Source organism: Kitasatospora sp. NPDC058063 (assembly GCF_042885395.1).
GTDB classification, from domain to species: Bacteria; Actinomycetota; Actinomycetes; order Streptomycetales; family Streptomycetaceae; genus Kitasatospora; species Kitasatospora lactacystinica.
Genome location: NZ_JBHVSD010000022.1, coordinates 12,648 through 37,956, shown reverse-complemented (window position 1 = coordinate 37,956; position 25,309 = coordinate 12,648). Strand labels below are relative to the sequence as shown.

Genomic DNA, 25,309 nt, shown 5'->3' with positions numbered 1-25,309 from the left:
GACTCGCTCCGGGGCCCGGCGGCTTTTCGCCTAGGCTCGCTGCCATGCATGACGTAGCGCCCCTGGACGTGGATCCCCTGGTCGAAGCCGCCGAATCCCTGGCGGATCGTTTCCGCTCGCTGCCGCAGAGCAAGCTGCTGGGCGCCGTGCCCGGGTACGGGTCGCGGGCGGCGGCCGCGCTGGAGCTGGCCCGGCGGCTGGTCGCGCTGACGGCGGCGGTGGAGGGCGGCCCGCGGCGGGAGTTCCCGGACGCCGGGGCCTTCGCGGCGGGGGACCAGCTGGCCGTCGCCGCCCACGACCTGGCGGCCGCGCTCGCGGCGCTGCCGGAGGGCGCGGAGGTGGCGCTGCCGGACGGGCCGGTGGCGGCGGCCGAGGTGCTGGCCGCGGCGGTGGCCGCGGTGCGGGAGACGGCGGCGCTCTGCGGCTGAGGCCCCGGGACGCGCACACGCCGAAGGCCGGCCGGGTCGGTAACCCCGTGACCCGGCCGGCCTTCGGTGCGCCGCGCGCTGGTGATCCGGCGATCCGGTGAGCCGGTGTCAGATGCTGGCGACCACCCGGTCGGCGAGCACGTAGACGGCCTCCTCGTCGGTGGAGAAGGTCAGCGAGTACGAGCCGGAGAAGCGCGAGCCGCCGAGCAGTCGGACGTGCTCACCGGCACGGACCGCGTCGATCAGCCGGTAGGCGGCCTCCCGGTCGCCCGGGGCCACGCAGAGGGTGGTGCCGTCGGCGAAGGCGTACACGTCCAGGGTGCCCAGCGGGCCGGGGCGGACGTCGATCAGGGCGACGGCCTCCTCGGCGAGGGCGGCCAGCCGGGTGTCGGTCCACTCCCGGGACGGCGCCTGGCTGGGCACGAAGTCGGGGTGCGAGGGGTGGCGGCGCGGGTCGGGCGCGGCGACCGGGGCCTCCTCGACGGCCTGATCGGCGTCCAGCAGCCCGGCCTCCAGGCCGGTGGCCAGCAGGTCGGCCTCGCGGCGGGCCCGGGCGTCCTTGGTCTCGCCGGACGGGTGGCCGGGGCGCAGCGGGACACCGCCCTCGGTGCCGGGCTCGGCCGGGGCGGTGCCGCCCTCGTTGATCAGGTCCTCCAGTGCGGAGCGCAGCGCCTCGCCGAACTCCGGGTCCATCGTCCCGGCGTTGTCGACGGCGTCCTGCGGGCCGGTGGGGCGGGGGAAGAACAGCGGCCACTCGTCGGTGCCGGAGAACGCGCCGGAGAACGGGGAGTCGAACAGCGGGGCGTCCTCGGCCGCGCGGGCCTCCTGCTCGGCCCAGAACGCCCGGGCCTCGGTGATCTCCCGCTCGCGGTCGGCGGCGAGCGCCTCGGCGACGGCCCGGCGTATCGCGGCCTCGTCCACCGGGGCGGGCTCGGCCGGGGCCGCGGCCTGCGCGTCCAGTCGGCGGGAGAGTCCGCGGAGGTGGAGCAGCACGGCGGTCGACACGGCGATCAGGATCAGCAGCAGGATGGTGTAGACGGCGCTCACGGAACGTACTCCTAGCGAGGAGCGGAACGGGGTTACGTGTCCACACTGCCGCATGCGGGGCTGTTACCGCAGTGGCGAATGTCCAATTCGTCCAGGACTTTCGCTCTTGTCCCCAAATTGTTAGGTAACACCGTTCTACGCAGTGGAGTTGATCCGCTCCGCAGTGTCGATTTCCGGGCCGAAAACGAACGAAAAGAGGGCCGGATCGACCTCGCGGTGTGATTCGGCCCTCAATTACGCTGCGTCACTCCAAATGGGTGGTCCAGACCCTTCGGAGGGTGACCCGGGGGTCAGCTCAGGCGCTCGACGACCATCGCCATGCCCTGGCCGCCGCCGACGCACATGGTCTCCAGGCCGAACTGCTTGTCGTGCCACTGCAGGGAGTTGATCAGGGTGGTGGTGATCCGGGCGCCGGTCATGCCGAAGGGGTGGCCGATCGCGATCGCGCCGCCGTTGACGTTCAGCTTGTCCAGGTCCACGCCGAGGTCACGGTAGGAGGGGATCACCTGGGCCGCGAAGGCCTCGTTGATCTCGACCAGGTCGATGTCGTCGATGGTCAGGCCGGCCCGCTTGAGCGCCTGCCGGGAGGCCTCGACCGGGCCGTAGCCCATGATCTCGGGGGAGAGCGCGCTGACGCCGGTGGAGACCACCCGGGCGAGCGGGGTGATGCCGAGCTCGCGGGCCTTGGTGTCGGACATGATGACCAGCGCGGCCGCGCCGTCGTTCAGCGGGCAGCAGTTACCGGCCGTCACGGTGCCGTCCGGGCGGAACACCGGCTTCAGACCGGACACGCCCTCCAGGGTGACGCCGGCGCGCGGGCCGTCGTCCTTGCTGACCACGGTGCCGTCCGGGAGCGTCACCGGGGTGATCTCGCGCTCCCAGAAGCCGGACGCGATGGCGGCCTCGGCGAGGTTCTGCGAGCGGACGCCGAACTCGTCCTGCTCGGCGCGGGTGATGCCCTTGAGCGCGGCCAGGTTCTCGGCGGTCTGGCCCATCGCGATGTAGGCGTCCGGCAGCAGGCCGTCCTCGCGCGGGTCGTGCCACGCGCCGCCGCCCTCCTCCGCGCGCTTCTTGGTGCGGGCCTGGGCCTCGTCGAAGACCGGGTTCATGGTGCCCGGCATGCCGTCCGAGGTGCCGTTCACGCTGCGGGAGACGGTCTCCACGCCGGCCGAGACGAACACGTCGCCCTCGCCCGCCCGGATCGCGTGCAGCGCCATCCGCGTGGTCTGCAGCGAGGAGGAGCAGTAGCGGGTGATGGTCGCGCCGGGCAGGTAGTCCATGCCCATCTGGACGGCCACGATGCGGGCCAGGTTGTGGCCCTGCTCGCCGCCGGGCAGGCCGCAGCCCAGCATCAGGTCGTCGATCTGGCGGGGGTCGAGCTGGGGCACCTTGGCCAGGGCGGCCTGGATGACGTGGGCGGTCAGGTCGTCCGGGCGGACGTCCTTGAGCGAGCCCTTGAAGGCCCGGCCGATCGGCGAACGGGCAGCGCTGACGATGACGGCTTCGGGCATGGCGGGCTCCTCGCTGGGTGACGGCGGACCTGGCGTCCGGGAGGAAAGTTACCGCCTGGTAGGTCAGTCGTCACCCGCACCAGCGTGTGAGCTGGCCGACGTATTCCCAGGGGCTTCGCCGGGATGCGGACCGGCTTCCTTCCCGCTCTCCGGGCCGGTCGGGCCGATCCGCAGCCGGTGCCTCAGCTGGGCCCAGCGGCGGCCCGCGCCCTCCGCCGCCACGGCCGCCACCTCGGTGCCCTCCCGCCCGGCCGCCGCGGCGGCCGCGACCGCGACCGGCAGCACCGCGGCGCCCCGGACGGCCGTGGCCGGGCGGTCCTCCTGGGGCCAGAGCCCCAGCACGGCGCAGACCGAGGGCAGTACGGCCATCGCGGCGGTCGCGTAGCCCTGGGCGGAGGGGTGGTAGCGGTCGGCGGCGAACATCTCGGGGCGCGCGGCGAACTCCGGGCCCAGCAGTGAGCCCAGCGAGACCGTCCGGCCGCCCGCCTCCACCACCGCGATGGTCTGCGCGGCGGCCAGCTGCCGGCTCAGCCGGCGGGCCACCCAGCGCAGCGGCGGCCGCACCGGCTTGATCGTGCCGAGGTCCGGGCAGGTGCCCACGACCACCTCGCAGCCGTTGGCGCGCAGGGCGGCGACGGCCTCGCCGAGCTGGCGGACGGCCAGCTGGGCCGGGCTGTGCCGGGTCACGTCGTTGGCGCCGATCATGATCACGGCGACGTCCGGGCGGTGCGGCAGCGCCTGCTCCAGCTGGCCGGAGAGGTCGGCGGAGCGGCCTCCGGAGCGGGCCACGTTGACCAGCCGGACCGGGCGCTCGGCCACTGAGGCGAGGCCCGCGGCCAGCAGCGCGCCCGGCGTCTCGCCGGAGCGGGCCACGCCGAGACCGGCGCCGGTGGAGTCGCCGAGGACGGCCAGCACGAGCGGGGCCTGCGGGGCGGCGGAGTGGTCGGCGAAGGCCTCGCCGTAGACGCCGTCGGCCCTGGGCGGGTGGGTCTCCAGGACGCCGATGGCCTGGATCGCGAGTTTGCTCTCGGTCAGCAGCAGGCCGACCAGGCCCACCCCGAGCAGGCCGAGCCCGCCGCCGCCGTACGCCGCCGCGGTGGCGATCCGGCGGGCCACCCGGGCCCGCGAGTGCTGCGCCCCTGGCATCCCGGTGCCCCCTTCCCGTGCTCCTGCCGGCCCCTCCGGGCCACGGCAATGCCTGCACAGCGCTCTTACCCGCGCGGGGGCCGGGAGTACCGGGGGTGTCGGCGGGGGTGGGCCATTGGGGGCGGTGGGATGGAGGGGAACCGCGGGGCGGGTGCCACGCCCTACGCTTTGCAGTACCGATAAGCAGTCGCACGCCCACACTCCGGGAGGATCCCCGTGCGGTACCACAACTCGATCATCGATCTGGTCGGCAACACGCCGCTGGTCAAGCTGAACAAGGTCACCGAGGGCATCAGCGCGACAGTGCTGGCGAAGGTCGAGTACTTCAACCCCGGTGGCTCGGTCAAGGACCGCATCGCGATGCGCATGATCGAGGCCGCCGAGGCCTCGGGCGCCCTCAAGCCGGGTGGCACCATCGTCGAGCCGACCTCCGGCAACACCGGTGTCGGCCTGGCGATCGTGGCCCAGCAGAAGGGCTACAAGTGCATCTTCGTCTGTCCGGACAAGGTGTCCACCGACAAGATCAACACCCTGCGCGCGTACGGCGCCGAGGTGGTCGTCTGTCCGACCGCCGTCGCTCCGGAGCACCCGGACTCGTACTACAACGTCTCCGACCGCCTGGTCCGGGAGACCCCGAACGCCTGGAAGCCGGACCAGTACTCCAACCCGGACAACCCGGCCTCGCACTACCACTCCACCGGCCCGGAGCTGTGGGAGCAGACCGAGGGGAAGATCACCCACTTCGTGGCGGGCGTCGGCACCGGCGGCACCATCTCCGGCACCGGCAACTACCTGAAGGAGGTCTCCGGCGGCAAGGTCCAGGTGATCGGCGCCGACCCGGAGGGCTCGGTCTACTCGGGCGGCACCGGCCGGCCGTACCTGGTCGAGGGCGTCGGTGAGGACTTCTGGCCGACCGCCTACGACCGCGGCGTCGCGGACGGGATCGTCGCCGTCTCCGACAAGGACTCGTTCCAGATGACCCGCCGCCTGGCCAAGGAGGAGGGCCTGCTGGTCGGCGGCTCCTGCGGCATGGCCGTGGTGGCCGCGCTGGAGGTGGCCCGCGGGCTCGGGCCGGACGACGTCGTGGTGGTGCTGCTGCCGGACGGCGGCCGCGGCTACCTGTCGAAGATCTTCAACGACGACTGGATGGCCGACTACGGCTTCCTGCCCTCGTCCACCGACGAGGCGCACATCGGCGAGGTGCTGGCCCGCAAGGAGTCCATCGCGCAGGGCGGCGTCCCGCAGTTCGTCCACATGCACCCCAACGAGACGGTCGCCGAGGCGGTCCGGGTGCTGCGCGAGTACGGCGTCTCGCAGATGCCGGTGGTCTCCCCGGGGGCCGGCCACCCGGACATCATGGCCGGCGAGGTGATCGGCTCGGTGGTGGAGAAGCTGCTGCTGGAGGGCATCTTCGCCAAGGACATCGAGCTCACCGACACGCTGGACAAGGTGATGTCCAAGCCGCTGCCGGTGGTCGGCTCGGGCGAGACCGTCACCAACCTGATGACCGTGCTGGAGAAGGCCGACGCGGCCGTCGTGCTGGTCGAGGGCAAGCCGCAGGGCATCGTCACCCGCCAGGACCTGCTGGGCTTCCTGACCGGTCGCAGCCAGCACTGACCCGGCGTCACCGGCGCCCCGTCACCGCCCTGTCGTCACGCTCCCGTTGCCGCGGACGGGCGCGGAGGATTCGTTCACGGCGGAAGTGGTACACCGGCGTCACCTGTCCGCAGCACGTGGTTAACACGGCTCGGGCATCGTGGTGGTCAACGGCAGGACGCCGAGTGAGGCGACGGCAACCGTCCGGGAGCGGCTCCCCGGCGACCGCGGTCGGCTCCGGACACATCGGGTGGCCCTGACCCGGCCGCTGTGTCCTCCGCCGTGGGAGGCGCCGTCGTCCCGCCCCTGCCCGGCCCCGGCCGGCTGACAGGGTGCGGCGGCTCCCGCGGCAGCACCGCGCCGCACGGCGCGTGTCCCCGCGGCTCCCGGGTGGGGGAGCCCAGGCGGGGCAACGGTGGGGCCGGTCCTTCTCCGAGGGGCCGGCCCCTTCCGTTCGCGCTGTTCGCGCCGGGCGCGCGGGGTGTGCTCCGGGCGGCCGCCCGTGCTCCGCGCCGGGCGCGGCCGTCCCGTACGCTCGCACGCATGACCAGCACTGAAACGACCGACCAGGATGCCCCGCGCTACGTCCGGGTGAAGATCGAGCTCATCGCGGAGATCACCGACGAGGGCGCGCTGAAGGCCGCCGCCCTGGAGGCGGTCACCGCGGACGAGTACCTCGACGACGAGGAGCGCGCCCAGTCCGTCGAGGCCATCGAGGTGGACCCGTCGGGTTCGCTCGCCCACTTCATCGACCCCGTCGCGCTGCTCGGCGACGTGCCCGGCGTGGAGCTCGCCTCGGCGACCTGGGAGTCGGCGCAGACCGAGTTCGACCCGGACGACGAGGAGTGGGACGAGTACCAGGTGGAGGGGTCCGCCGAGTAGGACGGAACCGCCGGGTGACGGTGCTCGCCGTCACCACCCGTGAACGCCCGGTCCGCTCCGCGGGCCGGGCGTTTCGTCCCTGTTCGTCGGGAAGTTGGGTCATCTCATACGATCGCTTACCCTTCGGTGATGGAACCGTGAACGGGCGTATTGCGTTTCTGTATCCGTAATGCCCGGGATGATCAGCAGGGAGACGCGACGTGACGGCACGGGACGGTCAGGGGCGGGTGGCCGGAAGCAACTGGAGCCGACGCGGGGTCCTCGCGGGACTGATCGGCGCGCCCGTCCTGCTGCTGGCGGCCTGCAACGACAACAGCGGCACCGGCAGCGGTAACGGCGCCGGCGCCGGCGGCAACGGCGGCGGCAGCGGCTCCGGCGGAGCGAACGGCACCCCGGCCGGTGGCGGTGCGAGCAGCGCCCCGAAGACCTCGGCCGCGGTCATCACGGTCGCCCCGGCCGACGGCGCCGCCTCCGCGAGCTTCAGCGAGCCGGTCAAGGTCACCGTGGCCAACGGCACCCTGAGCAGCGTCAAGGTCACCGACGGCACCGGCAAGGAGCTGGCCGGCCAGCTCTCCGCCGACGGCACCGGCTGGACCTCGGCCGCCGCCCCCGCCAGCGGCACCAAGTACACCGTCGCCGCCACCGCCCTCGACAAGGACAAGCTGGAGGCGGACTCCAACGCCGTCTTCACCACGGCGACCCCGGCCAACACCTTCGTGGGCTACTTCACCCCCGAGGACGGCTCCACCGTCGGCGTCGGCATGCCGGTCTCGATCAACTTCAGCAAGCCGGTCACCGACCGCAAGGCCGTCCAGCAGGCGATCACGGTGATAGCCGAGCCGGGCGTCGAGATCGTCGGCCACTGGTTCTCCAGCACCCGCCTCGACTTCCGGCCGCAGGAGTACTGGGCCAAGGGCACCAAGGTCACCCTCAAGCTCCGGCTCAAGGACGTCGAGGGCGCCAAGGGCGTCTACGGCACCCAGTCCAAGGACGTGAGCTTCACCATCGGCCGCGCCCAGACCAGCGTCGCCGACCTCGCCACCAAGAAGCTCACCGTCACCACCGACGGCCAGGTCAGCGCGGTGTACAAGATCTCCGGCGGCTCGCCCGAGCACACCACCTGGGGCGGCAAGATGGTGATCTCCGAGCAGTACACCCAGACCCGGATGAACTCCCAGACGGTCAACCTGGGCAGCGAGTACGACATCGCGGACGTGCCGCACGCCCAGCGCCTCAGCACCTCGGGCACCTTCATCCACGGCAACTACTGGTCCTCGCCGTCGATCTTCGGCGGCCAGAACACCAGCCACGGCTGCATCGGCCTGCGGGACGCCCAGGGCGCCCAGGACACCGGTACGGACGGCTTCAAGTTCTACAAGTCCTCGATGGTCGGCGACGTGGTCGAGGTCGTGAACTCCGGCGACAAGACGGTCGCCCCGGACAACGGGCTGAACGGCTGGAACATGGGCTGGGCCGCCTGGAAGGCCGGCAGCGCCGTCTGACCCGCCGCCGCACCCCGGCCGGAAGCACTCTCGGCCGGAAGAACTTCCCGGGCGGACCGAACCTCGCGGTCCGCCCGAGGAGTAGGACGGGTGTGAAACGCGAGCAGAGGCAGCGACAGGACGACGAGTTCAGCGCGTTCGTCGCCGGGAGCGGCCGCCAACTGCTGCGGCTGGCCGAGCTGCTGACCGGAGACCCGGACCGGGCCAAGGACATCGTGCAGTCGGCGCTGGAACGCGCCTACCTGCACTGGCACCGGATCACCGGCGACGACCCCACCGCGTACGTCCGCAGGATCGTGGTGAACCAGCACCGCGACTGGTGGCGCCGGCTGCGCAACCACGAGCTGCCCATCGAACGCGTCCCCGACCGGCCGCTCGCCGACGACCTCGCCGAACGGCAGGCCGAACGGGCCGTGCTGCACCAGGCGCTGGGCACGCTCACCCGCCGGGAGCGGACGGTCGTCGTGCTGCGGTACTACGGAGACCTCACCGAGGCCGCCATCGCGGCCGAACTGGGCATCGCCCCGGGCACGGTGAAGAGCACGCTGCACCGGGCGATGTCGAAGCTGCGCGCACTGCCCGAACTCGCCGACCGCTCCGGCGTGGCGGTGGGTCCCACGACGCACATCGAGGTGACGGTATGAGCTTCGAGCGCCGGATCGGCGAACTGCTCAAGGACGAGGACCCCTACGCGGTCGGGCCGGACCCGGTGGTGATCATCGCGGGCGCCCGACGCCGCCGGGCCAGGCGCAGGGCCGGGACCGGGGCCGCCGTGGTCGCGGTGGCCGTGGTCTGCGGGGTGACGGCGGTGACGGCCGGGAACGCCCGGCACGCCGGGCGGATCGCGGGCGGGGCCGGGGCGGCGACGGCGCCCTCGGCCGCGACGGCCGCGGGGGCGCCCGGTGTCCCGGTGCCCACCGCGCCGTCGCCGACCGGGCTGCCGCTGTCGCCGGTGAAGCGGGTCGCGGCGAAGGAGAAGGTCGAGGTGGTCCCCGGGATCCGGCTGTCGGTGACCCCGGCCCAGGACTGCCAGGACACCGTCGAACCGGCGACCGGCACCTACGGGCGCACGGCGTGCACCGACGTCCTCTCCGCCCCCGGCATGCCGTACGACCGGCCCGGCATCACCCTGGCCTACAACGAGACGGCCGACCGCCTCGTCGTGCACAGCTACTACCGGGGGCCGACCCCGGCCCGGATCGTCCTCTTCGTGGGCGGCAGGCCCACCGTCGCCACCCTGCTCACCACCCCGGGCATGCAGGGCTGGATCTCCTACTACGGCGACCTGCCGCGGGCCGACCTCCGGACGGGGAGGCTGCAGGCCGTCCCGGCCGTCGGGGCCTACGACGCCGCCGGGAAGCTCCTGGCGGGAAGCCCCGGCCAGGCGGCGGACGGGGTGGTGGAGAAGCCGCCCGCCATGCTCTGAGGCGTTCCGTTCACCGCTTCGCGTAGTCCGCGAAGCCCTGCCAGTCGACGATCACACAGGCCTCCGGGCCCACCGTCCAGGCGTCGTGCCCGGGCGGACAGAGCATGAAGTCGCCGGGGCCGACCTCGAATCCCCGGCCGTCGTCCATGACGATCTTCATCCGGCCGGAGACCACGTACCCGGCGTGGGAGGCCTGGCAGCTGTCGGTCCCGGCGATCGGCTTCACGTGCTTGGACCACTGCCAACCCGGTTCGAACACGGCCCGGCCCACCGGGCCGCCGTCCAGGTTGACCAGTCGCAGCTCCCCCGTGCCCTCCTCGAAGGGACGGACTTCCTCGGGATCGTCGAAGTTCCGCTGGTAGAGACCGGACATGGCGCACTCCTCTCCCACGAGGACGGCCCGGCCACCAGCGGGTGGCCGGGCCGGCCCTGCTGGCCCTTCCAGTCTGCGCCCCGATCGGGGATCGGTCACGTTGAGTGGCCGCTCCCCGGGCCGCCCCGGGCCGCGTCCGGGCCTTCCCCGGCGCCCGGGAGGTCAGCCCCGGGTGCGGGCCACGCCGATCGGGCAGGAGGCCCCGGTGCCGCCGAGACCGCAGTAGCCGCTGGGGTTCTTGGCCTCCGACAGGTACTGCTGGTGGTACGGCTCGGCGGGGTGGAACGGGCCCGCCGGGGCGATCTCGGTGGTGATCGGGCCGTAACCGAGCGCGGTCAGCGAGGGCTGGAACGCGTCCCGGGTGGCCGCCGCGGCCTCGGCCTGGGCCGGGGAGTGGGTGTAGACGGCGGAGCGGTACTGGGTGCCCACGTCGTTGCCCTGGCGGTTGCCCTGGGTCGGGTCGTGCGCCTCCCAGAAGGTCTTCAGCAGGCGCTCGTAGGGGATCACCGCCGGGTCGTACACCACCCGGACCGCCTCGGTGTGCCCGGTCAGCCCGCTGCACACCTCCTCGTACGTCGGGTTGGGGGTGTGGCCGCCCTGGTAGCCGACCAGCGTCGTCCAGACGCCGGGGAGCTGCCAGAAGACGCGTTCGGCGCCCCAGAAGCAGCCGAGCCCGAAGTCGGCCACCTCCAGGCCGTCCGGGTACGGGCCGGTCAGCGGGTGCCCGAGCACGGTGTGCGGCTCGGTCAGGGTGAAGGCCGGGGTCGGCCGGCCGGGCAGCGCCTGGTCGGCGGGGACGAGCGAGGTCTTGTGGCGGTTGAACAGCACGGCCTGCTCCAGCGGGTCGGGGATCCTGGCACGGTGTGCAACGCGAACGGCCGCCCCCGGATTCCGGGAGCGGCCGTTCGCGTGCGTCGGCGGCGGCCGGTCGGGCCCGACGCTGAACGCGTGTTCGACCGATGGGGTCGCGGCGGCCGAAGGGGCCCGCCCGCCGCGCCTGCGGCCCGCCGCATCCCCACTCCCACCTGCGGGTTCGTCCCGATCGTCGGTTCGTGCGGGCTGGACGGCATTCGCACACTAGGCTCGGACCCATGACCGAGCACCAGCTTCCTCAGGGCTTCGAGACCCTCGCCATCCACGCGGGTCAGGAGGCAGACCCCCAGACCGGGGCCGTCGTCACGCCGATCTACCAGGTGTCCACCTACAAGCAGGACGGGGTGGGCGGCCTGCGGGGCGGCTACGAGTACAGCCGCAGCGCCAACCCGACCCGTACCGCGCTGGAGGAGTGCCTCGCGGCGCTGGAGGGCGGCGCCCGCGGCCTCGCCTTCGCCTCCGGCCTGGCCGCCGAGGACACCCTGCTGCGCAGCATCCTCAAGCCGGGCGACCACATCGTGATCCCCAACGACGCCTACGGCGGCACCTTCCGGCTGTTCGCCAAGGTGCTGACCCGCTGGGGCGTCGAGTTCTCCGTGGCCAACACCCAGGACCTGGCCACCGTCCGCGAGGCGATCCGCCCCAACACCCGCGCGGTGTGGGTGGAGACCCCGTCCAACCCGCTGCTGGGCATCACCGACCTGGCCGCGCTCGCCGAGGTCGCCCACGGCGCCGGTGCGCTGCTGGTGGTCGACAACACCTTCGCCAGCCCGTACCTCCAGCAGCCGATCGCGCTCGGCGCGGACGCCGTGGTGCACTCCACCACCAAGTACATGGGCGGCCACTCGGACGTGGTCGGCGGTGCGCTGGTGCTGGCCGACGCGGGCCTCGGCGAGGAGGTGGCGTACCACCAGAACGCGATGGGCGCCGTCTCCGGCCCGTTCGACGCCTGGCTGGTGCTGCGCGGCATCAAGACGCTGGGCGTCCGGATGGACCGGCACAGCGCCAACGCGGAGAAGGTCGCCGAGCTGCTGGCGAGCCACCCGAAGGTCAGCCAGGTGCTCTACCCGGGCCTGCCCGAGCACCCCGGCCACGACATCGCGGCCAAGCAGATGAAGGCCTTCGGCGGCATGGTCTCGTTCCGGGTCGCCGGCGGCGAGGAGGCGGCCGTCGAGGTCTGCAACCGCGCGCAGCTGTTCACCCTCGGCGAGTCGCTCGGCGGCGTCGAGTCGCTGATCGAGCACCCGGGCCGGATGACCCACGCCTCGGTGGCGGGCTCGGCGCTGGAGGTGCCGTCCGACCTGGTGCGCGTCTCGGTCGGCATCGAGTCGATCGACGACCTGCTGGCCGACCTCAAGCAGGCGCTGGGCTGAGGCGGTAGGGGCCCGCGGCCCCTCGTCGCCGTTCACTGCCCTTGCTGGTCCGCCGTGTACGTCTCCATCGCGAGGTTGAAGCGGGCCAGCAGGGCGCAGAACGCGTGCTGCTCCTCCGGTGGCCAGTCGGCCATCAGGCGGCGGGTCAACTCGGCCCGGCCGTCCCGGACTTCGGTGAGCCGGCCGACGCCGTGCGAGGTCAGCGCGAGCCGTACGGCACGGCGGTCGGCCGGGTCCTGCACCCGGCCGACCAGCCCGGCCGCGACCAGCGGGGCGACCTGGCGGGTCACCGTGGAGGAGTCCACGCCCAGGGCCTCGGCCAGGGCCTTGACGTTGGCCGGCCCGTGCCGCTCCAGCCGGTCGAGCAGCAGATAGGCGGCCCGGTCCAGCGCCCCGACCCCGCCGCCGGAGGTCCGGACCTGCTCCATCCGGCGCGCGAACACCGCGAGCTGGTACTGGAGTCGGGCGTGCACGGGGTCGATGCGGTCGGTGGCCTGGGGCGAGGTCGTCGTCATCGCGGCTCACGATCGTCGTGCGGTGAGGGAGGCTCAGAAGCAGCAGAGTACGCGGGCCGGGCGGGCCCGGGAACAGGCCCGACATCCCGGATTGCCGCCGCCCCCACCCGTAGTCTGGCGCCATGCACACCTGGCCGATCACCCTCGACGACGTCCGCGGTGCCCAGAAGATGCTCGCCGGGGTCGCGCGGGTGACCCCGATGGAGGGCAGCCGGTACCTCTCCGGGCTGATCGGTGCGCCGGTCCACCTGAAGTGCGAGAACCTCCAGCGCACCGGGTCCTTCAAACTGCGCGGGGCGTACGTGCGGATCGCGGGACTCTCGCCGGTGCAGCGGGCCGGCGGGGTGGTGGCGGCGAGCGCCGGGAACCACGCCCAGGGAGTGGCGCTGGCGGCCGCGCTGCTGGGCGTGCGCTCCACGGTGTTCATGCCGGTGGCCGCGCCGCTGCCGAAGGTCGCGGCGACCCGCGAGTACGGCGCCGAGGTGCGGCTGCACGGTGCCACCGTGGACGAGGCCCTGCAGGCCGCGCAGCGGTACGCGGAGGCGACCGGCGCGGTGTTCATCCACCCCTTCGACCACTGGGACGTGGTCACCGGGCAGGCGACCGTCGGCCTGGAGATCCTGGAGCAGTGTCCGGAGGTGCGGACCGTCCTGGTCGGGGTGGGCGGCGGCGGACTGCTGGCCGGGATCGCGGCGGCGGTCAAGCCGCTGCGGCCGGACGTGCGGGTGGTCGGGGTGCAGGCGGCCGGGGCGGCCGCGTACCCGCCCTCGCTGGCGGCCGGGCGGCCGGTGTCGCTGGAGCACTTCGCCACCATGGCGGACGGGATCATGGTCGGGCGTCCGGGCGACATCCCGTTCGAGGTGGTCAACACGCTGGCGGACGGCATCCGTACGGTCTCCGAGGACGCGCTGTCGCGGGCGCTGCTGCTCGGGCTGGAGCGGCTGAAGCTGGTGGTGGAGCCGGCCGGGGCGGCGCCGATCGCGGCGCTGCTGGAGCAGCCGGACTCCTTCGAGGGCCCAGTGGTGGCGGTGCTGTCCGGTGGCAACATCGACCCCCAGCTGATGCAGCGGGTGCTGCGGCACGGGCTGGCGGCGGCCGGGCGCTACCTGTCGCTGCGGGTGCGGCTGGCGGACCGGCCGGGCGCGCTGGCGGACCTGCTGTCGGTGCTGACCAGGGTGGACGCCAACGTGCTGGACGTGGCGCACGTGCGGATCGACCCGCGGCTGGGGCTGACCGAGGTCGAGGTGGACCTGCACCTGGAGACCAAGGGACCGGAGCACTGCGCGCTGGTGGTCGGGGAGTTGCGGGACGCGGGGTACGTGGTCTCCCGCTGAGCACCCTCCCTTGACGCGATATATCGCGTACTGGGAGACTCGCGATACATCGCGTTCTGGCCTCGCGGGCCGAGAATCGGGTCGCCCGTGCGCCCAATATCAGGGCAAAGTGGGACAGATCGCCCCATATGTTCGAGGAGATGAGGCAAGGCCATGGCGCCAGCCATCCAAGCCGAGAACCTGGTGAAGACCTTCGGTGACGTACGAGCCCTGGACGGCGTCAGCCTCGACGTCCCCGAGGGCACGGTGCTCGGGCTGCTCGGCCCGAACGGCGCCGGGAAGACCACCACCGTGCGGGTCCTCACCACCCTGCTCCGCCCCGACTCCGGCCGCGCGGTGGTCGCCGGGGTCGACGTGCTCAAGCACCCCAACCGGGTCCGCAGCCTGATCGGCCTGTCCGGCCAGTACGCGGCGGTCGACGAGTACCTGACCGGCTTCGAGAACCTCACCATGGTCGGCGAGCTCTACCAGATGAGCAACCGTGCCGCGAAGGCCCGGGCGCTGGAGCTGCTGGAGTGGTTCAACCTCACCGCGGCCAAGGACCGCACCGCCAAGACCTACTCCGGCGGCATGCGCCGGCGCCTGGACCTCGCCGCCGCGCTGGTCGTCCGGCCGCCGGTGATGTTCCTGGACGAGCCGACCACCGGCCTCGACCCGCGCAACCGGCTCGCGCTCTGGGAGGTCATCGAGACGCTGGTCGAGCAGGGCACCACGCTGCTGCTCACCACCCAGTACCTGGAGGAGGCCGACCGGCTCGCCCACGACATCGCGGTCGTCGACCAGGGCCGGGTGATCGCCCGCGGCACCGCCGACCAGCTCAAGGCGCAGATCGGCGGCGAGCGGATCGAGGTCGTGGTGCACGAGCCCGGCCTGGTCGCCGACGCGGTCGCCGCGCTGTCCGGCTACGCGCTGAACGAACCGACGGTGGAGCGGAACACCCGCCGGATCACCGCGCCGGTCACCGGCGGCGCCCGGGTGCTCGCCGACGTGATCCGCGAGCTGGACTCCCGCGGGATCGAGATGGACGACATCGGCCTGCGCCGCCCGACCCTGGACGACGTCTTCCTCACCCTCACCGGCCACGTCGCCGAGGAGCGCCCCGAGGAGGAGAACGGTGCCGGCCGCAAGGCGCGCGGCCGGGGCAGGAGCGGCCCGGGGCCGGACAAGCAGGCCGTCGCGGCCGGGAAGGAGAGCTGAGATGAGCACCGCCACCGAGCACGCCATCGGCCCGGCGATACCCAGGCAGCGCCGGGGGGTCGCCGCCGCCCTGCACGACTCCTGGGTGGTCGCCAAGCGCAACCTGCGCCGGATGACCCGCATCCCGGAGATCGTGGTCTTCGGGCTGATGCAGCCGGTCATGTTCGTGCTGCTGTTCTCGTACGTGATGGGCGGGGCGATCAAGATCCCCGGCACGAACTCCGGCTCGGACACGTACATCCAGTTCCTGATGGCCGGCATCTTCGCCCAGACCGTCACCTTCGCCGTCGCCGGCGCCTCGGCGGGCATCGCGGAGGACATGAGCAAGGGGCTGGTGGACCGGTTCCGCTCGCTGCCGATGGCCCGTTCGGCGGTGCTGGTCGGCCGCACCCTCGCGGACCTGTGCCAGACCGCGTTCATCCTGGTCGTGCTGGCGATGGTCGCGCTGCTGGTCGGCTGGCGGATCCACGACGGCCTGCTCAACGCGCTCGCCGCCTTCGGCCTGCTGCTCCTGCTCGGCTACGCCTTCTCCTGGATCGGCGCGCTGATCGGCCTGTCGGTGCGCAGCCCCGAGGCGGCCACCTCGGCCGGGCTGATCTGGCTGTTCCCGCTGACCTTCGTGTCCAACGCCTTCGTGCCGGTCACCTCGATGCCGGAGTGGCTCCAGCCGGTCGCGTACTGGAACCCGTTCAGCGCCACCGTGCAGGCCTGCCGGGTGCTGTTCGGCAACCAGGTCGGGCCGGTGGACAGCGCCTGGCCGATGCAGCACGCGGCGCTGGTGTCGGTGCTGTGGTCGATCGTGATCACCGCGGTGTTCTCCTGGCTGTCGGTGCGCAAGTACCGCTCCTCGACCGCCTGACCGGGCGCCGCCCGGAACACCGGAGGGCGGCCGGATCAGCCGGCGTGCGGCACGACCTTGACGATCTTCACCATGGCCGGCTTGCCGTTCGGCAGCTCGTAGGTGGCCTCGTCGCCGATCCGCTTGCCGTCGATGGCGCGGCCCAGCGGGGACTGCGGGGAGTAGACGTCCAGGTCGTCGGCGCCCGCGACCTCGCGGGAGGCCAGCAGGAACTCCATGAGGTCGTCCGCGTCGCCGTCGAAGGCGACCGTGACGACCATGCCCGGGGCCACCACGCCCGAGTCGGCCGGCGCCTCGCCGACCTTGGCCCGCTCCAGCAGCTGGGTCAGCTGACGGATGCGCAGCTCGTACTTCCCCTGCTCCTCCTTCGCCGCGTGGTAACCGGCGTTCTCCTTGAGGTCGCCCTCCTCGCGCGCCGCCTCGATCTTCTGGGCGATCTCGATGCGCCAGGGCCCGGTCAGGTGTTCCAGCTCGGCCTTGAGCTGGTCGTATCCGGCCTGAGTGAGCCAGGTCACGTTCTCGCTGGTCTGGGTCACGGGTGCTCCTCGTAGGTGCTGGGGGCTGTGCTGAGGGTGTGAGTCGTCAGCAGGGGTCGGTGGTGATATCGGTCTCAACTACAAAGCAACGCCCGCTCCCGTACCATCCGGTGCGGAAGGGGCGAAACCACGAGACTAACAAGTCCTGCTGACAAGCGGGAGGGGCGTTTGCGCGCCATTGACGGCGGCGTTACGCCCTGGTGTACGGCAGTGGTGTGCGGGACCCTCTACGGATGCCCGCTCCCCGGATCGAATATGCGCGCTACCGGGGGCGGGTGCGCCGCCCGGGGCGCGCGTTGCCCGGGCGCGCTACTTGGCCGGGGTGCGCTACTTGGCAGGGGCGCACTACTTGGCCGGGGTGCAGCCCAGCAGCTCCGCGGTGGTGCCGCGCGCGGTGGTGCGCAGGGTGACCACCGCGTCGTAGCTGGAGCCGGCCGCCGGGACCGGGAAGTCGGCGACCCCGACCACCGCGTGGTCGTCGGACTGCGAGCGGACCGTGCAGGTACCGGCCTGCCCGTCGCCCTTGCGCACGGTGAGGTGCAGCTGGACCTCGGAGTCGGAGAGCACCTGGAAGGTCGGCACCGAGCCGTTGATCTTCGACTCGCGCAGCAGGTAGGAGCCGCCCAGCCAGGCGATCAGGCCCAGGCCGAGCACGCCGCAGACCGCGCCGATCACCTTGAGGCGGCGGTCCGGGTCGCGGTCGCCGCCGCGGCCGTAGCGCCCCTCGGGCAGACCGGTGGCGGTGGTGTCTGCACTCATCGGACTCCGTCCTCTCCTGGGGGCGCGGGGTGGTGCGGGGGAATGCGACGCTCCTCCAGTCCGTCACTATAGGAGGGGCACGCCCGCGGCCGGTCCGGCGGGGGCAGGGCTCGGCCGCGCCGGTGACGTTCCGCGGCCCGGCCCCGCGGCGACGCGGTCCCGGAGTGAGCGGTTCGAACGGTGGGCAGACCCGGACTTCGCGGAACGCCCGACGAGTGTGGAAGGAACGCAAGGCGTTGACTGAGCAGTTGCGACTGATGGCGGTGCACGCCCACCCGGACGACGAGTCCAGCAAGGGCGCGGCCACCATGGCCATGTACGTCGAGCAGGGCGTGGACGTGCTGGTGGCCACCTGCACGGGGGGCGAGCGCGGGTCGGTCCTCAACCCCAAGCTCCAGGGGGACCCGTACATCGAGGAGAACATCCACGAGGTGCGCCGCAAGGAGATGGACGAGGCGCGGGCGATCCTCGGCGTCCGGCAGGCCTGGCTGGGCTTCGTGGACTCCGGCCTGCCCGAGGGGGACCCGCTGCCCCCGCTGCCCGAGGGCTGCTTCGCCCTCCAGGACGTCAAGGAGGCGGCGGAGCCGCTGGTCCGGCTGATCCGCGAGTTCAAGCCGCAGGTCATCACGACCTACGACGAGAACGGCGGCTACCCGCACCCGGACCACATCATGACCCACAAGATCACCATGCTGGCGTTCGACGCCGCGGGCGACCCGGACGCCTACCCGGAGGCCGGCGAGCCCTGGCAGCCGCTCAAGCTGTACTACAACCACGGCTTCCCGATGGGCCGCATCCGGGCCCTGCACGAGTACCTCACCGAGCACGGCCACGAGTCGCCGTACGGCGAGTGGATCGAGGGCTGGGAGAAGAGCGGCCGCAAGGAGCGCGAGATCACCACCCGGGTCCGCTGCGACGACTGGTTCGAGACCCGCGACCGCGCGCTGATCGCCCACGCGACCCAGATCGACCCGGACGGCCCATGGTTCCGCGTCCCGCTGGAGGTCCAGCGCGAGGTCTGGCCCACCGAGGACTACGAGCTCGCCCGTACCCTGGTCGACGTGGACCTGCCGGAGGACGACCTGTTCGCCGGCCTGCGCACCCCCACCCTGGCGGCCGAGGCCGCCGACACGCGCGACTGAACCACCCCCCGACGGCCCGGCTCCGCGTGAGCCGGGCCACCATAGAGATATGAGCGCCTCCGTGAACCTCATCAACATCGCCGCTGACCTCGCCGTCGACGACGCCAAGGTCACCCCCGGCCTGCTCGGCTTCCTCGTCTTCGCGGCCCTCGGCGTCGCGACCTGGTTCCTGGCCAAGTCGATGAACCGGCAGTTCAAGAAGGTCGACTTCGTCGAGCAGCCGGAGGCGCCGAAGGAGTGAGCCGTCGGCCGGTCCCGCGGGACCGGCCTTCGGTGAAGCAGCCCTGGCGGGCCGTCAGGCTTCGTAGGATCCCGAACCATGACGTGGTCGTGGCACACCGTGGTGCGCAGGGCGGGGTACGGAGCGGCGGCGGCGGGGGTGCTGGCGGCCGCGGTGGCGGGGTTGGGGAACCCGGGGCCGCTGATCGTCCTCTCCGGCGCGGTGGCGGTGGTGGCCGGGCTGTTCCCGGTGCTCTGGGCCCCGGGACGGGTCGGCGCGGTGGGCCCTTCGGTGCTGGCCGCCTGCGCCGTGTCGCTGCTGGTGACGGCCGGCTACCGCGGACCGGTGTTCGGCAGCATCGAGTCCTGGTGGCTGCTGGAGACCGTCGCGCTGCTCGCGCCGGTCGTCCCCGCGGTGCGCAGGCCCCCGGCGGCGGCCGCCTTCGGCTACGGCGCGCTGCTGGTCGCGGCGGTGGCGCTGATACCGCTGCGGATCGGGGTCTGGGCCGAACCGCCGGCCCCGCCCGCGGTGACCACCAAACTCTGCCTGATCTCGGCGCTGCTGGCCTGCGCGGTGGTCGGGGTCGGCTGCTACCTGCGCTCGATGGACACCCGTGCCCGGGCGGCGGTGGTGGCCGAGCGGCGGGCACAGCGCCTGGACCTGGCCCGCGACCTGCACGACTTCGCCGCGCACGACGTCACCGGGGTGGTGGTGCTGGCCCAGGCCGCGCAGGTGCTGGCCCAGCAGGACCCTCAGCGGGTGGTCGAGCTGCTGGCCGGGATCGAGGCGGCCGGCCGGCAGGCGCTGGTCACCATGGACCGGACCGTGCAGGTCTTCGCGGCGGACGACGCCGATCCGGAGCCGCGCGGGCGGTCCGGGACGGAGACGACGGCGGACCGGGGGGCGGCCCCGGGAGCCGGACGGGGCGCGGGACGGGCGGCGGCGGGCGGGCCCGGTGCGCGCACTCTGCGCCGCGACCTGAGCGAACTGCCCGCGCTGGCCGAGCGGTTCACCCGCAGCGGTTCCGCGCGGGTGCGGCTGGAGGCCCCCACGGAGGCCGAACTGGCAGCGGTGCCGGCGGCGATCAGCGGGCTCGGCTACCGGCTGGTGGTGGAGGCGCTGACCAATGTCCGCCGGCACGCGCCCGAGGCCCGGGAGGTGGCGATCGAGGTCGGTCCGGACCGGTGCGGCGAGCGGCCGGCGTTGCGCGTCACGGTCACCGACGACGGGGTGCCGGGCGGGGCGGGGGACCCCGGCGGGGCGGGCGGTAGTGGTGGTGCGGGTGGTAGCGGGGGAGCCGGGGGTGCGGACGGTGGCGGCGGTGCCGGCGGCGCGCTGGGCGGGGCGGAGCGGGAGGGCGGCGGCTTCGGCCTCGCGGGCCTGCGGGAACGGGTGGAGGCGGCCGGCGGTGAGCTGACGGCCGGACCGGGGCCGGAGGGCGGCTGGCGGGTCGGTGCGGTGCTGCCGACGGAGGGTGTGGCGGGCCTCGGGGGCTGACCGGGCGGGGTGGTTGCGCCGGTCCCGGCCGGACGGCTGATTCGAGCCTGCCGACCGGTCCATCCAGGCCATTCGGCACATCCGGCGGCGGCCGATTCGGCGTTCCGGACGATCAAATGGGCCGATCGGCCGATGGCGACGCGCCTCGTGGGCGGGCAAGGATGTCGGTGCGGCGATCAGGGCGCGGGGTTCCCCTGGGCCGTCCCGACGCAAGAATCCCGAGCGGGGGAACAGCCTGTGATTCGCATTGCGATGTCTGCCGAGGATCTGGCTCGTGTACGAATTGCTGGAAATGTCGACCAGGAGATGGAGGCGGTGCTGGCACTGGAGGCGTGGCGGAGCGGCGGGGAATTCTTCCACCCATGGCAGCGGGCCGTCCGCGGGCAGTTGGCGCGGCAGCCGGTGCTGGCCGAGCGGCTGCGGCGCCTTTCGGGAGCCAACGGTGGTTTCCGGGACGTACTGCGGGTGTGGGCGAATGGCCGGATCGTGTCGTCCGGCCGCGGCGCCGAGCCGGTGGTCCAGCGGGCCGACGTCGCCGCGGCGGTCCGCGAGTTCCACCGGGTGGCGCTGCAGCCCTGCTGGGCGGACGTCCGGTCCCGGCTGGAGGCGGAGCGGGACGTCCGCCGCCAGATCGCCGGCCGCGGCGGCGTGGACGCGCTGCTCGGCACGCTGCACCCGCAGATCCGCTGGGCCGCCCCGGTGCTGGAGATCCCCGCTGAGCGGGACGTCGAGCTCACCCTCGACGGGCGGGGGCTGCGGCTGGTGCCCTCGCTCTTCCTGCAGGGCGCCGGGGTGGTGCTCAGGCCGCGGCGCGGGGAGCCCGAGGAGGCCCCGACGCTGCTCTTCGCGATGCGTCCCGACCGGATCGGCCTTCCCGTGCCCGCGGGTGCGCCGGACGCGGCGCGGTGCGCCCGCCGGGGCGGGGACGAGCCGCTGGCCGCCCTGGTCGGCCGGACCAGGGCCGCGGCCCTCCACGCCGTGCTGGACGGCTGTACCACCGGCGAGCTGGCGGGGCGGCTCGGCGTGACCGCCTCGGCGGTCAGCCAGCACACCTCCGTGCTGAGGGCGGCCGGGCTGATCGACACCCGGCGCTGCGGCAACGGCGTGCTGCACACCGTCACCCCGCTGGGGCGGGCGCTGCTGCGGGGTGAGGCCCCGTCGGGCAGGGAGGGCCGGCCCCTCGGCGGCGCGGCCCCGCGGTGGGTCGAGGGCCGTCGGCGGGCGCTGCGATGAGGGGCCCGGGTCGTGCGGCCGGTCGCGGGCGGGCCGGCTCAGCCGCGCTCGGTCAGGCCCGACTCCCAGGCCCAGGTGGCGATGCCCACCCGGTTGCGGGCCTTCAACTTGCGCTGGAGGTTGGCCAGATGGGTCTTGACGGTGCTCAGCGAGATGAACAGCTCGGCGCCGATGTCGGAGTTGGTCAGCCCCTCGGCGACCAGGACGGCGATCTCCTCCTCGCGGCCGGTCAGCGGCTCGACGGGGGACCGGTCGACCCGGCGCGGGCCGGTGAAGTGGTGCAGCAGGCGGGTGGTGATCTGCGGGCTGATCAGCGAGTCGCCGACCACCGCCGAGCGGATCGCCTCGGCGAGCAGCGCGGGCCCCGAGTGCTTGAGCAGGAAGCCGCAGGCGCCGTTGCGCAGCGCGGTGTGCACGTACTCGTCGAGGTCGAAGGTGGTCACCACCACGACCTTCACCTCCGGGGTGATGCCGGTCAGCCGTCGGGTGACCTCCAGCCCGTCCAGCTCCGGCATCCGGATGTCGACCAGCAGGACGTCCGGCCGCAGGGTGCGGACGGCCTCCAGGGCCTCCAGGCCGTCCGCGGCCTCGGCCACGACCTCCATGTCGGGCTGGGCCGCCAGGATGTGCCGGAACCCCTGGCGGACGCTCGCCTGGTCGTCGGCGATCACGACACGCGTCTTCATGGCGTCATGATCGCACGGGCTTTCGGCGCCTCCGAAGTGAAGGCCGGGATTCCGCCTGGTATGTGTCGGATTCAGTTCCCGCTTAACACTGTTGTCACGTGACGGGGCGTCCGGGAAGGATGGTTCCTGTCGGAACGGGGCGCCAAGGCTTCGAAAGTTCCGACGAAAACCGGAATTCGGTTCAGCGGATATTCGAAAGGGGGCGGAGGGCGAAGTGGACGCGAAATACGAGTCGTATGCGATAGCCGACCCGGTGTGGTACGACGCCCTGGAGCGGTGTGACGACCGGGACTCCCGGTTCGCTCCGGGCGGGGGCCTGCTGCCCGAGGGCTGGCGCGGCCGCACCCAGGGGGTGTGGGAGGTGCTGGCACCGCCCGGCGGCCCCCGGCTGCCGGAGCAGGGCTGGAAGGTCCACGTCAGCGCCACGCCCGAATCCGCCGAGGAGACGATCGAGACGGCCTGGCGGGTCTGCCGCCGGCTCGGACTGCCCTGGAAGTACCTGCGCAGCCGGCTGGTGGTCGCGGTGACGAACGCCAAGTACGCCGACCGGTCCGCCAGCGGCAAGGTCGTCACCGTCTACCCGCGGACGGCCGCGGAGCTGGAGACCGTCCTCGCCGAACTGGACGAGGCGCTGGGCGGTCGCCCCGGTCCGTACGTCCTGTCCGACCTGCGGTGGAACCAGGGCCCGGTGTCGGTGCGCTACGGAGGCTTCGCCCTGATGTGGTGCGAGCTGCCGGACGGCACCAGGGTGCCCGCGGTGGAGGACCCGGACGGCCGGCTGGTGCCGGACGCCCGGCGCCCGCGCTTCACCGTCCCGGAGTGGGCCTCCACCCCGGACTTCCTGGCCGAGCGGATCGCCGCGGCCGCCGCCGACGCGGGAGCCGGCCTCGGCCGCTACCGGGTGGTCAAGGCGCTGCACTTCTCCAACGCCGGCGGGGTCTACCTCGCCGAGGACGAGGACGGCCGACAGGTCGTCATCAAGGAGGCCCGTCCGCACGCCGGACTGGACGCCTCGGAGACGGACGCGGTGGCCCGGCTGCTGGTCGAGCGGGACGCCCTGGAGCGGATCGGCCACCTGCCGTTCGTGCCGGAGCTGTACGAGTACTTCACCAGCTGGGAGCACCACTACCTGGTGATGGAGTACATCCCCGGCGAGTCCTTCAGCGCCTGGCTGGGCCGGGAGTACCCGCTCACCCGGCACCGCCCGGACGCCCGGACGCTGGCCGACTTCGCGGGGCTCGCGGTCACCCGGCTCGCGCTGGTCGAGGAGTGCGTCGCGGCGCTGCACCGGGAGGGGGTGGCGTTCGGGGACCTCCACCACCGCAACATCATGATCCGTCCGGACGGCACCGTCGCCCTGGTCGACTTCGAACTCTCGACGCCGCTCGACACCCCGCGCCGGCGCACCCTCGGCGCCCCCGGCTTCACCGACCCGGCGATCACCGACGCCCGCGAGGCCGACCTGTTCGCTCTCGGCTGCTGCCAGCTCGCCGCCTTCGTCTCGCTGACCGCGCTCACCCGGCGCAACCCGGCCGTCGTCGGCGGGCTGCTGGACCTCGTCGCGGAGTCCTTCCCGACGGTGCCCGCCGGCTTCGCCGAACGGATGACGGAGCGGCTCGCCCTCTCCCCGGCGCTGCGGCCCCACCTCGGGGCCCGGCCCGCGGCCGGGCCCCGGGCGGAGCTCACCGCCGCGGCCCTGCTGCGCGGCATCGACGGGGCGGCGACGCCCGGGCGGGAGGACCGCCTCCATCCCGGCGACGTGGCCGGGCTGCGCCCCGGCGGCGCGCTCGGGCTGGCGTACGGCTCCTCCGGCGTGCTGCTCGCCCGGCACCTGGCCGGGGCCGCACCGGACGAGGAGCAACTGGACTGGCTCGCCGCCGTCGTGCGGCGCGCCCCGGCGGACACGCCCGGCGGGCTGTACGACGGGCTGGCCGGAGCCGGCTGGCTGTTCCACCGGCTCGGGCACCCGGACGCCCCGAACGTGGTGGACCGGCTGCTGGCCGGCCCGTTGCCCTCCTCGCTCGGCCTGTACGGCGGCCTGACGGGCGTCGCCCAGCTGCTGCTGGAGGCCGGCGCGACGGACGAGGCGCTCGCCCTGGCCGCCAAGGCCGCCGGGCGGATCGGCGAGGCCGGGCTGCTGGACCGGCCGGGGCTGCTGCGCGGCTGGTCCGGGCCGGCGGTGCTGTTCGCCCGCTGTGCCCGCCTCACCGGCGACACGGCCTGGGCGGAGGCCGCCGAACGCGCCGTCCGCTGCGACCTGCGGCACGGCCGGCTGGTCGACGACATGCTGCAGACGTACAGCTCGGGCCGGCTGCTGCCGTACCTGGCGGAGGGCTCGGCCGGAGTGGCGCTCGCCGTCCTGGCCCTGCCCGACGCGCAGGCCGAAGCCCTCGGCGCCGAGCGGGTGCTGGAGGCCGCGGCCCGGGCCGGCGCGGTCCGGGTGGTCGTCCAGGGCGGGCTGTTCAACGGCCGGGCCGGGCTCGCCTACACCCTGTTCCAGGTCGCCGCCCGCCTGCCGCACTGGCGGGCCGAGGCGGAGGACCAACTCCGGCTGGTGGAGCTGCACCTGGCCCCCCACCAGGACGGCAGCGTCCTGCACGGGGACCAGCTGATCCGGCTCTCCACCGACCTGGCCACCGGCTCCGCCGGCGCCCTGCTGGCGCTGGCCGCCGCCAAGAGCCCCGGGCAGTGCCTGCTCCCCGGTGCCCACCCCGTTCACGGGTGGACGCCGGAGCCGGCCGAGCCCGGTACCACGTCCCGGCGAGACGACGAGGGGAGGTGACTGACATGGCCAACATCCTGGCGCTTCAGGAGCTCGACGAGGAGATCGTCGTCGACGCCCCGTTCAGCTCGATCAGCGCGTTCAGCTGCTGATTCCCGTGGCCCGGTGCCACGTCCCGGCGAGATGGCGAGGGGAGGTGACTGACATGGCCAACATCCTGGCGCTTCAGGAGCTCGACGAGGAGATCGTCGTCGACGCCCCGTTCAGCTCGCTCAGCTACTTCAGCTGCTGATCCCGGCACCTTGGTGCCGTGTTCCGCCGAGATGGCGAGGGGAGGTGACTTTGATGGCCGACATTCTGGCGCTTCAGGAGCTCGACGAGGAGATCGTCGTCGACGCCCCGTTCAGCTCGCTCAGCTACTTCAGCTGCTGATCCCGGCACCTTGGTGCCGT

General features: G+C 73.3%; 25 protein-coding genes. 16 read left to right on the top strand and 9 right to left on the bottom strand.

The features are described from left to right. The first annotated feature begins 44 nt into the window (after positions 1-44). On the top strand, positions 45-428 hold the full coding sequence (locus tag ACFVUY_RS31370) for a hypothetical protein (protein ID WP_387695526.1): 384 nt from the start codon (positions 45-47) through the stop codon (positions 426-428). Positions 429-536: 108 nt separating this feature from the next. On the opposite strand, the gene ACFVUY_RS31365 is transcribed toward ACFVUY_RS31370, so the two are convergent. The 3 genes from ACFVUY_RS31365 to ACFVUY_RS31355 form a co-directional block, all read right to left on the bottom strand. Then, positions 537-1,475, bottom strand: coding sequence for a hypothetical protein (locus ACFVUY_RS31365; RefSeq protein ID WP_387695527.1), 939 nt, complete (start codon positions 1,473-1,475; stop codon positions 537-539). Between the two features lie 290 nt (positions 1,476-1,765). Beyond that, on the bottom strand, positions 1,766-2,986 hold the full coding sequence (locus ACFVUY_RS31360) for an acetyl-CoA C-acetyltransferase (RefSeq protein ID WP_359914050.1): 1,221 nt from the start codon (positions 2,984-2,986) through the stop codon (positions 1,766-1,768). 63 nt (positions 2,987-3,049) lie between these two features. Further along, a complete protein-coding gene (locus ACFVUY_RS31355; protein WP_387695528.1) occupies positions 3,050-4,132 on the bottom strand; it encodes an SGNH/GDSL hydrolase family protein in 1,083 nt (360 codons plus the stop codon). Positions 4,133-4,348: 216 nt separating this feature from the next. Between ACFVUY_RS31355 and ACFVUY_RS31350 the strand changes: the two genes are divergently transcribed. The 5 genes from ACFVUY_RS31350 (at position 4,349) to ACFVUY_RS31330 (ending at position 9,538) form a co-directional block, all read left to right on the top strand. Then, a complete protein-coding gene (locus ACFVUY_RS31350) occupies positions 4,349-5,749 on the top strand; it encodes a cystathionine beta-synthase (protein WP_359914044.1) in 1,401 nt (466 codons plus the stop codon). A gap of 522 nt (positions 5,750-6,271) precedes the next feature. Then, positions 6,272-6,610 carry a hypothetical protein gene (locus ACFVUY_RS31345; RefSeq protein WP_359914041.1) on the top strand — a complete coding sequence of 113 codons (339 nt, stop codon included), beginning with the start codon at positions 6,272-6,274 and terminating at the stop codon, positions 6,608-6,610. Positions 6,611-6,810: 200 nt separating this feature from the next. Continuing rightward, complete coding sequence (locus tag ACFVUY_RS31340; protein ID WP_387735627.1) at positions 6,811-8,112, top strand: Ig-like domain-containing protein; 1,302 nt, start codon at positions 6,811-6,813, stop codon at positions 8,110-8,112. A 92-nt stretch (positions 8,113-8,204) separates the two neighbouring features. After that, positions 8,205-8,756 (top strand): SigE family RNA polymerase sigma factor, encoded by a 552-nt coding sequence (locus tag ACFVUY_RS31335; RefSeq protein ID WP_387695530.1) that lies wholly within the window; start codon positions 8,205-8,207, stop codon positions 8,754-8,756. Continuing rightward, positions 8,753-9,538: a hypothetical protein gene (locus ACFVUY_RS31330; protein ID WP_387695531.1), complete on the top strand. Its 786-nt coding sequence runs from the start codon at positions 8,753-8,755 to the stop codon at positions 9,536-9,538. The genes ACFVUY_RS31335 and ACFVUY_RS31330 overlap by 4 nt, the downstream gene beginning before the upstream one ends. Positions 9,539-9,548: 10 nt before the next feature. On the opposite strand, the gene ACFVUY_RS31325 is transcribed toward ACFVUY_RS31330, so the two are convergent. After that, positions 9,549-9,911: a cupin domain-containing protein gene (locus ACFVUY_RS31325; protein ID WP_380634530.1), complete on the bottom strand. Its 363-nt coding sequence runs from the start codon at positions 9,909-9,911 to the stop codon at positions 9,549-9,551. 162 nt (positions 9,912-10,073) lie between these two features. Continuing rightward, entirely contained in the window at positions 10,074-10,739 is a 666-nt protein-coding gene (gene msrA, locus ACFVUY_RS31320) for a peptide-methionine (S)-S-oxide reductase MsrA (protein ID WP_387695533.1), read from the bottom strand. Between the two features lie 263 nt (positions 10,740-11,002). Between msrA and ACFVUY_RS31315 the strand changes: the two genes are divergently transcribed. After that, positions 11,003-12,157 (top strand): cystathionine gamma-synthase, encoded by a 1,155-nt coding sequence (locus ACFVUY_RS31315; RefSeq protein WP_359914023.1) that lies wholly within the window; start codon positions 11,003-11,005, stop codon positions 12,155-12,157. A 32-nt stretch (positions 12,158-12,189) separates the two neighbouring features. On the opposite strand, the gene ACFVUY_RS31310 is transcribed toward ACFVUY_RS31315, so the two are convergent. Further along, positions 12,190-12,672, bottom strand: a complete 483-nt coding sequence (locus tag ACFVUY_RS31310) for a MarR family winged helix-turn-helix transcriptional regulator (protein ID WP_387735624.1) — start codon at positions 12,670-12,672, stop codon at positions 12,190-12,192. A gap of 122 nt (positions 12,673-12,794) precedes the next feature. Here ACFVUY_RS31310 and ilvA point away from each other — a divergent pair, with 122 nt between their 5' ends. From ilvA to ACFVUY_RS31295, 3 genes are all read left to right on the top strand, one after another. Then, positions 12,795-14,006, top strand: a complete 1,212-nt coding sequence (gene ilvA, locus ACFVUY_RS31305) for a threonine ammonia-lyase (protein ID WP_359914017.1) — start codon at positions 12,795-12,797, stop codon at positions 14,004-14,006. Positions 14,007-14,159: 153 nt separating this feature from the next. Next, on the top strand, positions 14,160-15,203 hold the full coding sequence (locus ACFVUY_RS31300; protein WP_387695536.1) for an ATP-binding cassette domain-containing protein: 1,044 nt from the start codon (positions 14,160-14,162) through the stop codon (positions 15,201-15,203). Between the two features lies 1 nt (position 15,204). Continuing rightward, positions 15,205-16,062: an ABC transporter permease gene (locus ACFVUY_RS31295; RefSeq protein WP_387695537.1), complete on the top strand. Its 858-nt coding sequence runs from the start codon at positions 15,205-15,207 to the stop codon at positions 16,060-16,062. Positions 16,063-16,097: 35 nt separating this feature from the next. Here ACFVUY_RS31295 and greA read toward each other — a convergent pair whose 3' ends face one another. Together greA and ACFVUY_RS31285 are read right to left on the bottom strand one after the other, a co-directional pair. After that, on the bottom strand, positions 16,098-16,598 hold the full coding sequence (greA, locus tag ACFVUY_RS31290; protein WP_359899456.1) for a transcription elongation factor GreA: 501 nt from the start codon (positions 16,596-16,598) through the stop codon (positions 16,098-16,100). 345 nt (positions 16,599-16,943) lie between these two features. Next, positions 16,944-17,357 carry a DUF4307 domain-containing protein gene (locus ACFVUY_RS31285; protein ID WP_387695538.1) on the bottom strand — a complete coding sequence of 138 codons (414 nt, stop codon included), beginning with the start codon at positions 17,355-17,357 and terminating at the stop codon, positions 16,944-16,946. Between the two features lie 236 nt (positions 17,358-17,593). Here ACFVUY_RS31285 and mca point away from each other — a divergent pair, with 236 nt between their 5' ends. The 4 genes from mca (at position 17,594) to ACFVUY_RS31265 (ending at position 21,449) form a co-directional block, all read left to right on the top strand. Then, positions 17,594-18,499, top strand: a complete 906-nt coding sequence (mca, locus tag ACFVUY_RS31280) for a mycothiol conjugate amidase Mca (RefSeq protein ID WP_387695540.1) — start codon at positions 17,594-17,596, stop codon at positions 18,497-18,499. 49 nt (positions 18,500-18,548) lie between these two features. After that, a complete protein-coding gene (locus tag ACFVUY_RS31275; protein ID WP_359899461.1) occupies positions 18,549-18,740 on the top strand; it encodes a hypothetical protein in 192 nt (63 codons plus the stop codon). Between the two features lie 78 nt (positions 18,741-18,818). Then, entirely contained in the window at positions 18,819-20,216 is a 1,398-nt protein-coding gene (locus tag ACFVUY_RS31270; protein WP_387735622.1) for a sensor histidine kinase, read from the top strand. A gap of 306 nt (positions 20,217-20,522) precedes the next feature. Beyond that, positions 20,523-21,449 carry an ArsR/SmtB family transcription factor gene (locus tag ACFVUY_RS31265; protein WP_387735620.1) on the top strand — a complete coding sequence of 309 codons (927 nt, stop codon included), beginning with the start codon at positions 20,523-20,525 and terminating at the stop codon, positions 21,447-21,449. Between the two features lie 38 nt (positions 21,450-21,487). Here the strand turns inward: ACFVUY_RS31265 and ACFVUY_RS31260 are convergent, their stop codons facing one another. Continuing rightward, entirely contained in the window at positions 21,488-22,135 is a 648-nt protein-coding gene (locus ACFVUY_RS31260; protein WP_359899467.1) for a response regulator transcription factor, read from the bottom strand. Between the two features lie 214 nt (positions 22,136-22,349). Here ACFVUY_RS31260 and lanKC point away from each other — a divergent pair, with 214 nt between their 5' ends. Continuing rightward, positions 22,350-24,917 carry a class III lanthionine synthetase LanKC gene (gene lanKC / locus ACFVUY_RS31255; RefSeq protein WP_387735618.1) on the top strand — a complete coding sequence of 856 codons (2,568 nt, stop codon included), beginning with the start codon at positions 22,350-22,352 and terminating at the stop codon, positions 24,915-24,917. After that, positions 24,914-25,009 (top strand): class III lanthipeptide, encoded by a 96-nt coding sequence (locus ACFVUY_RS31250; RefSeq protein ID WP_387695545.1) that lies wholly within the window; start codon positions 24,914-24,916, stop codon positions 25,007-25,009. Before lanKC ends, ACFVUY_RS31250 begins: the two co-directional genes overlap by 4 nt. Positions 25,010-25,309 lie beyond the last annotated feature (300 nt).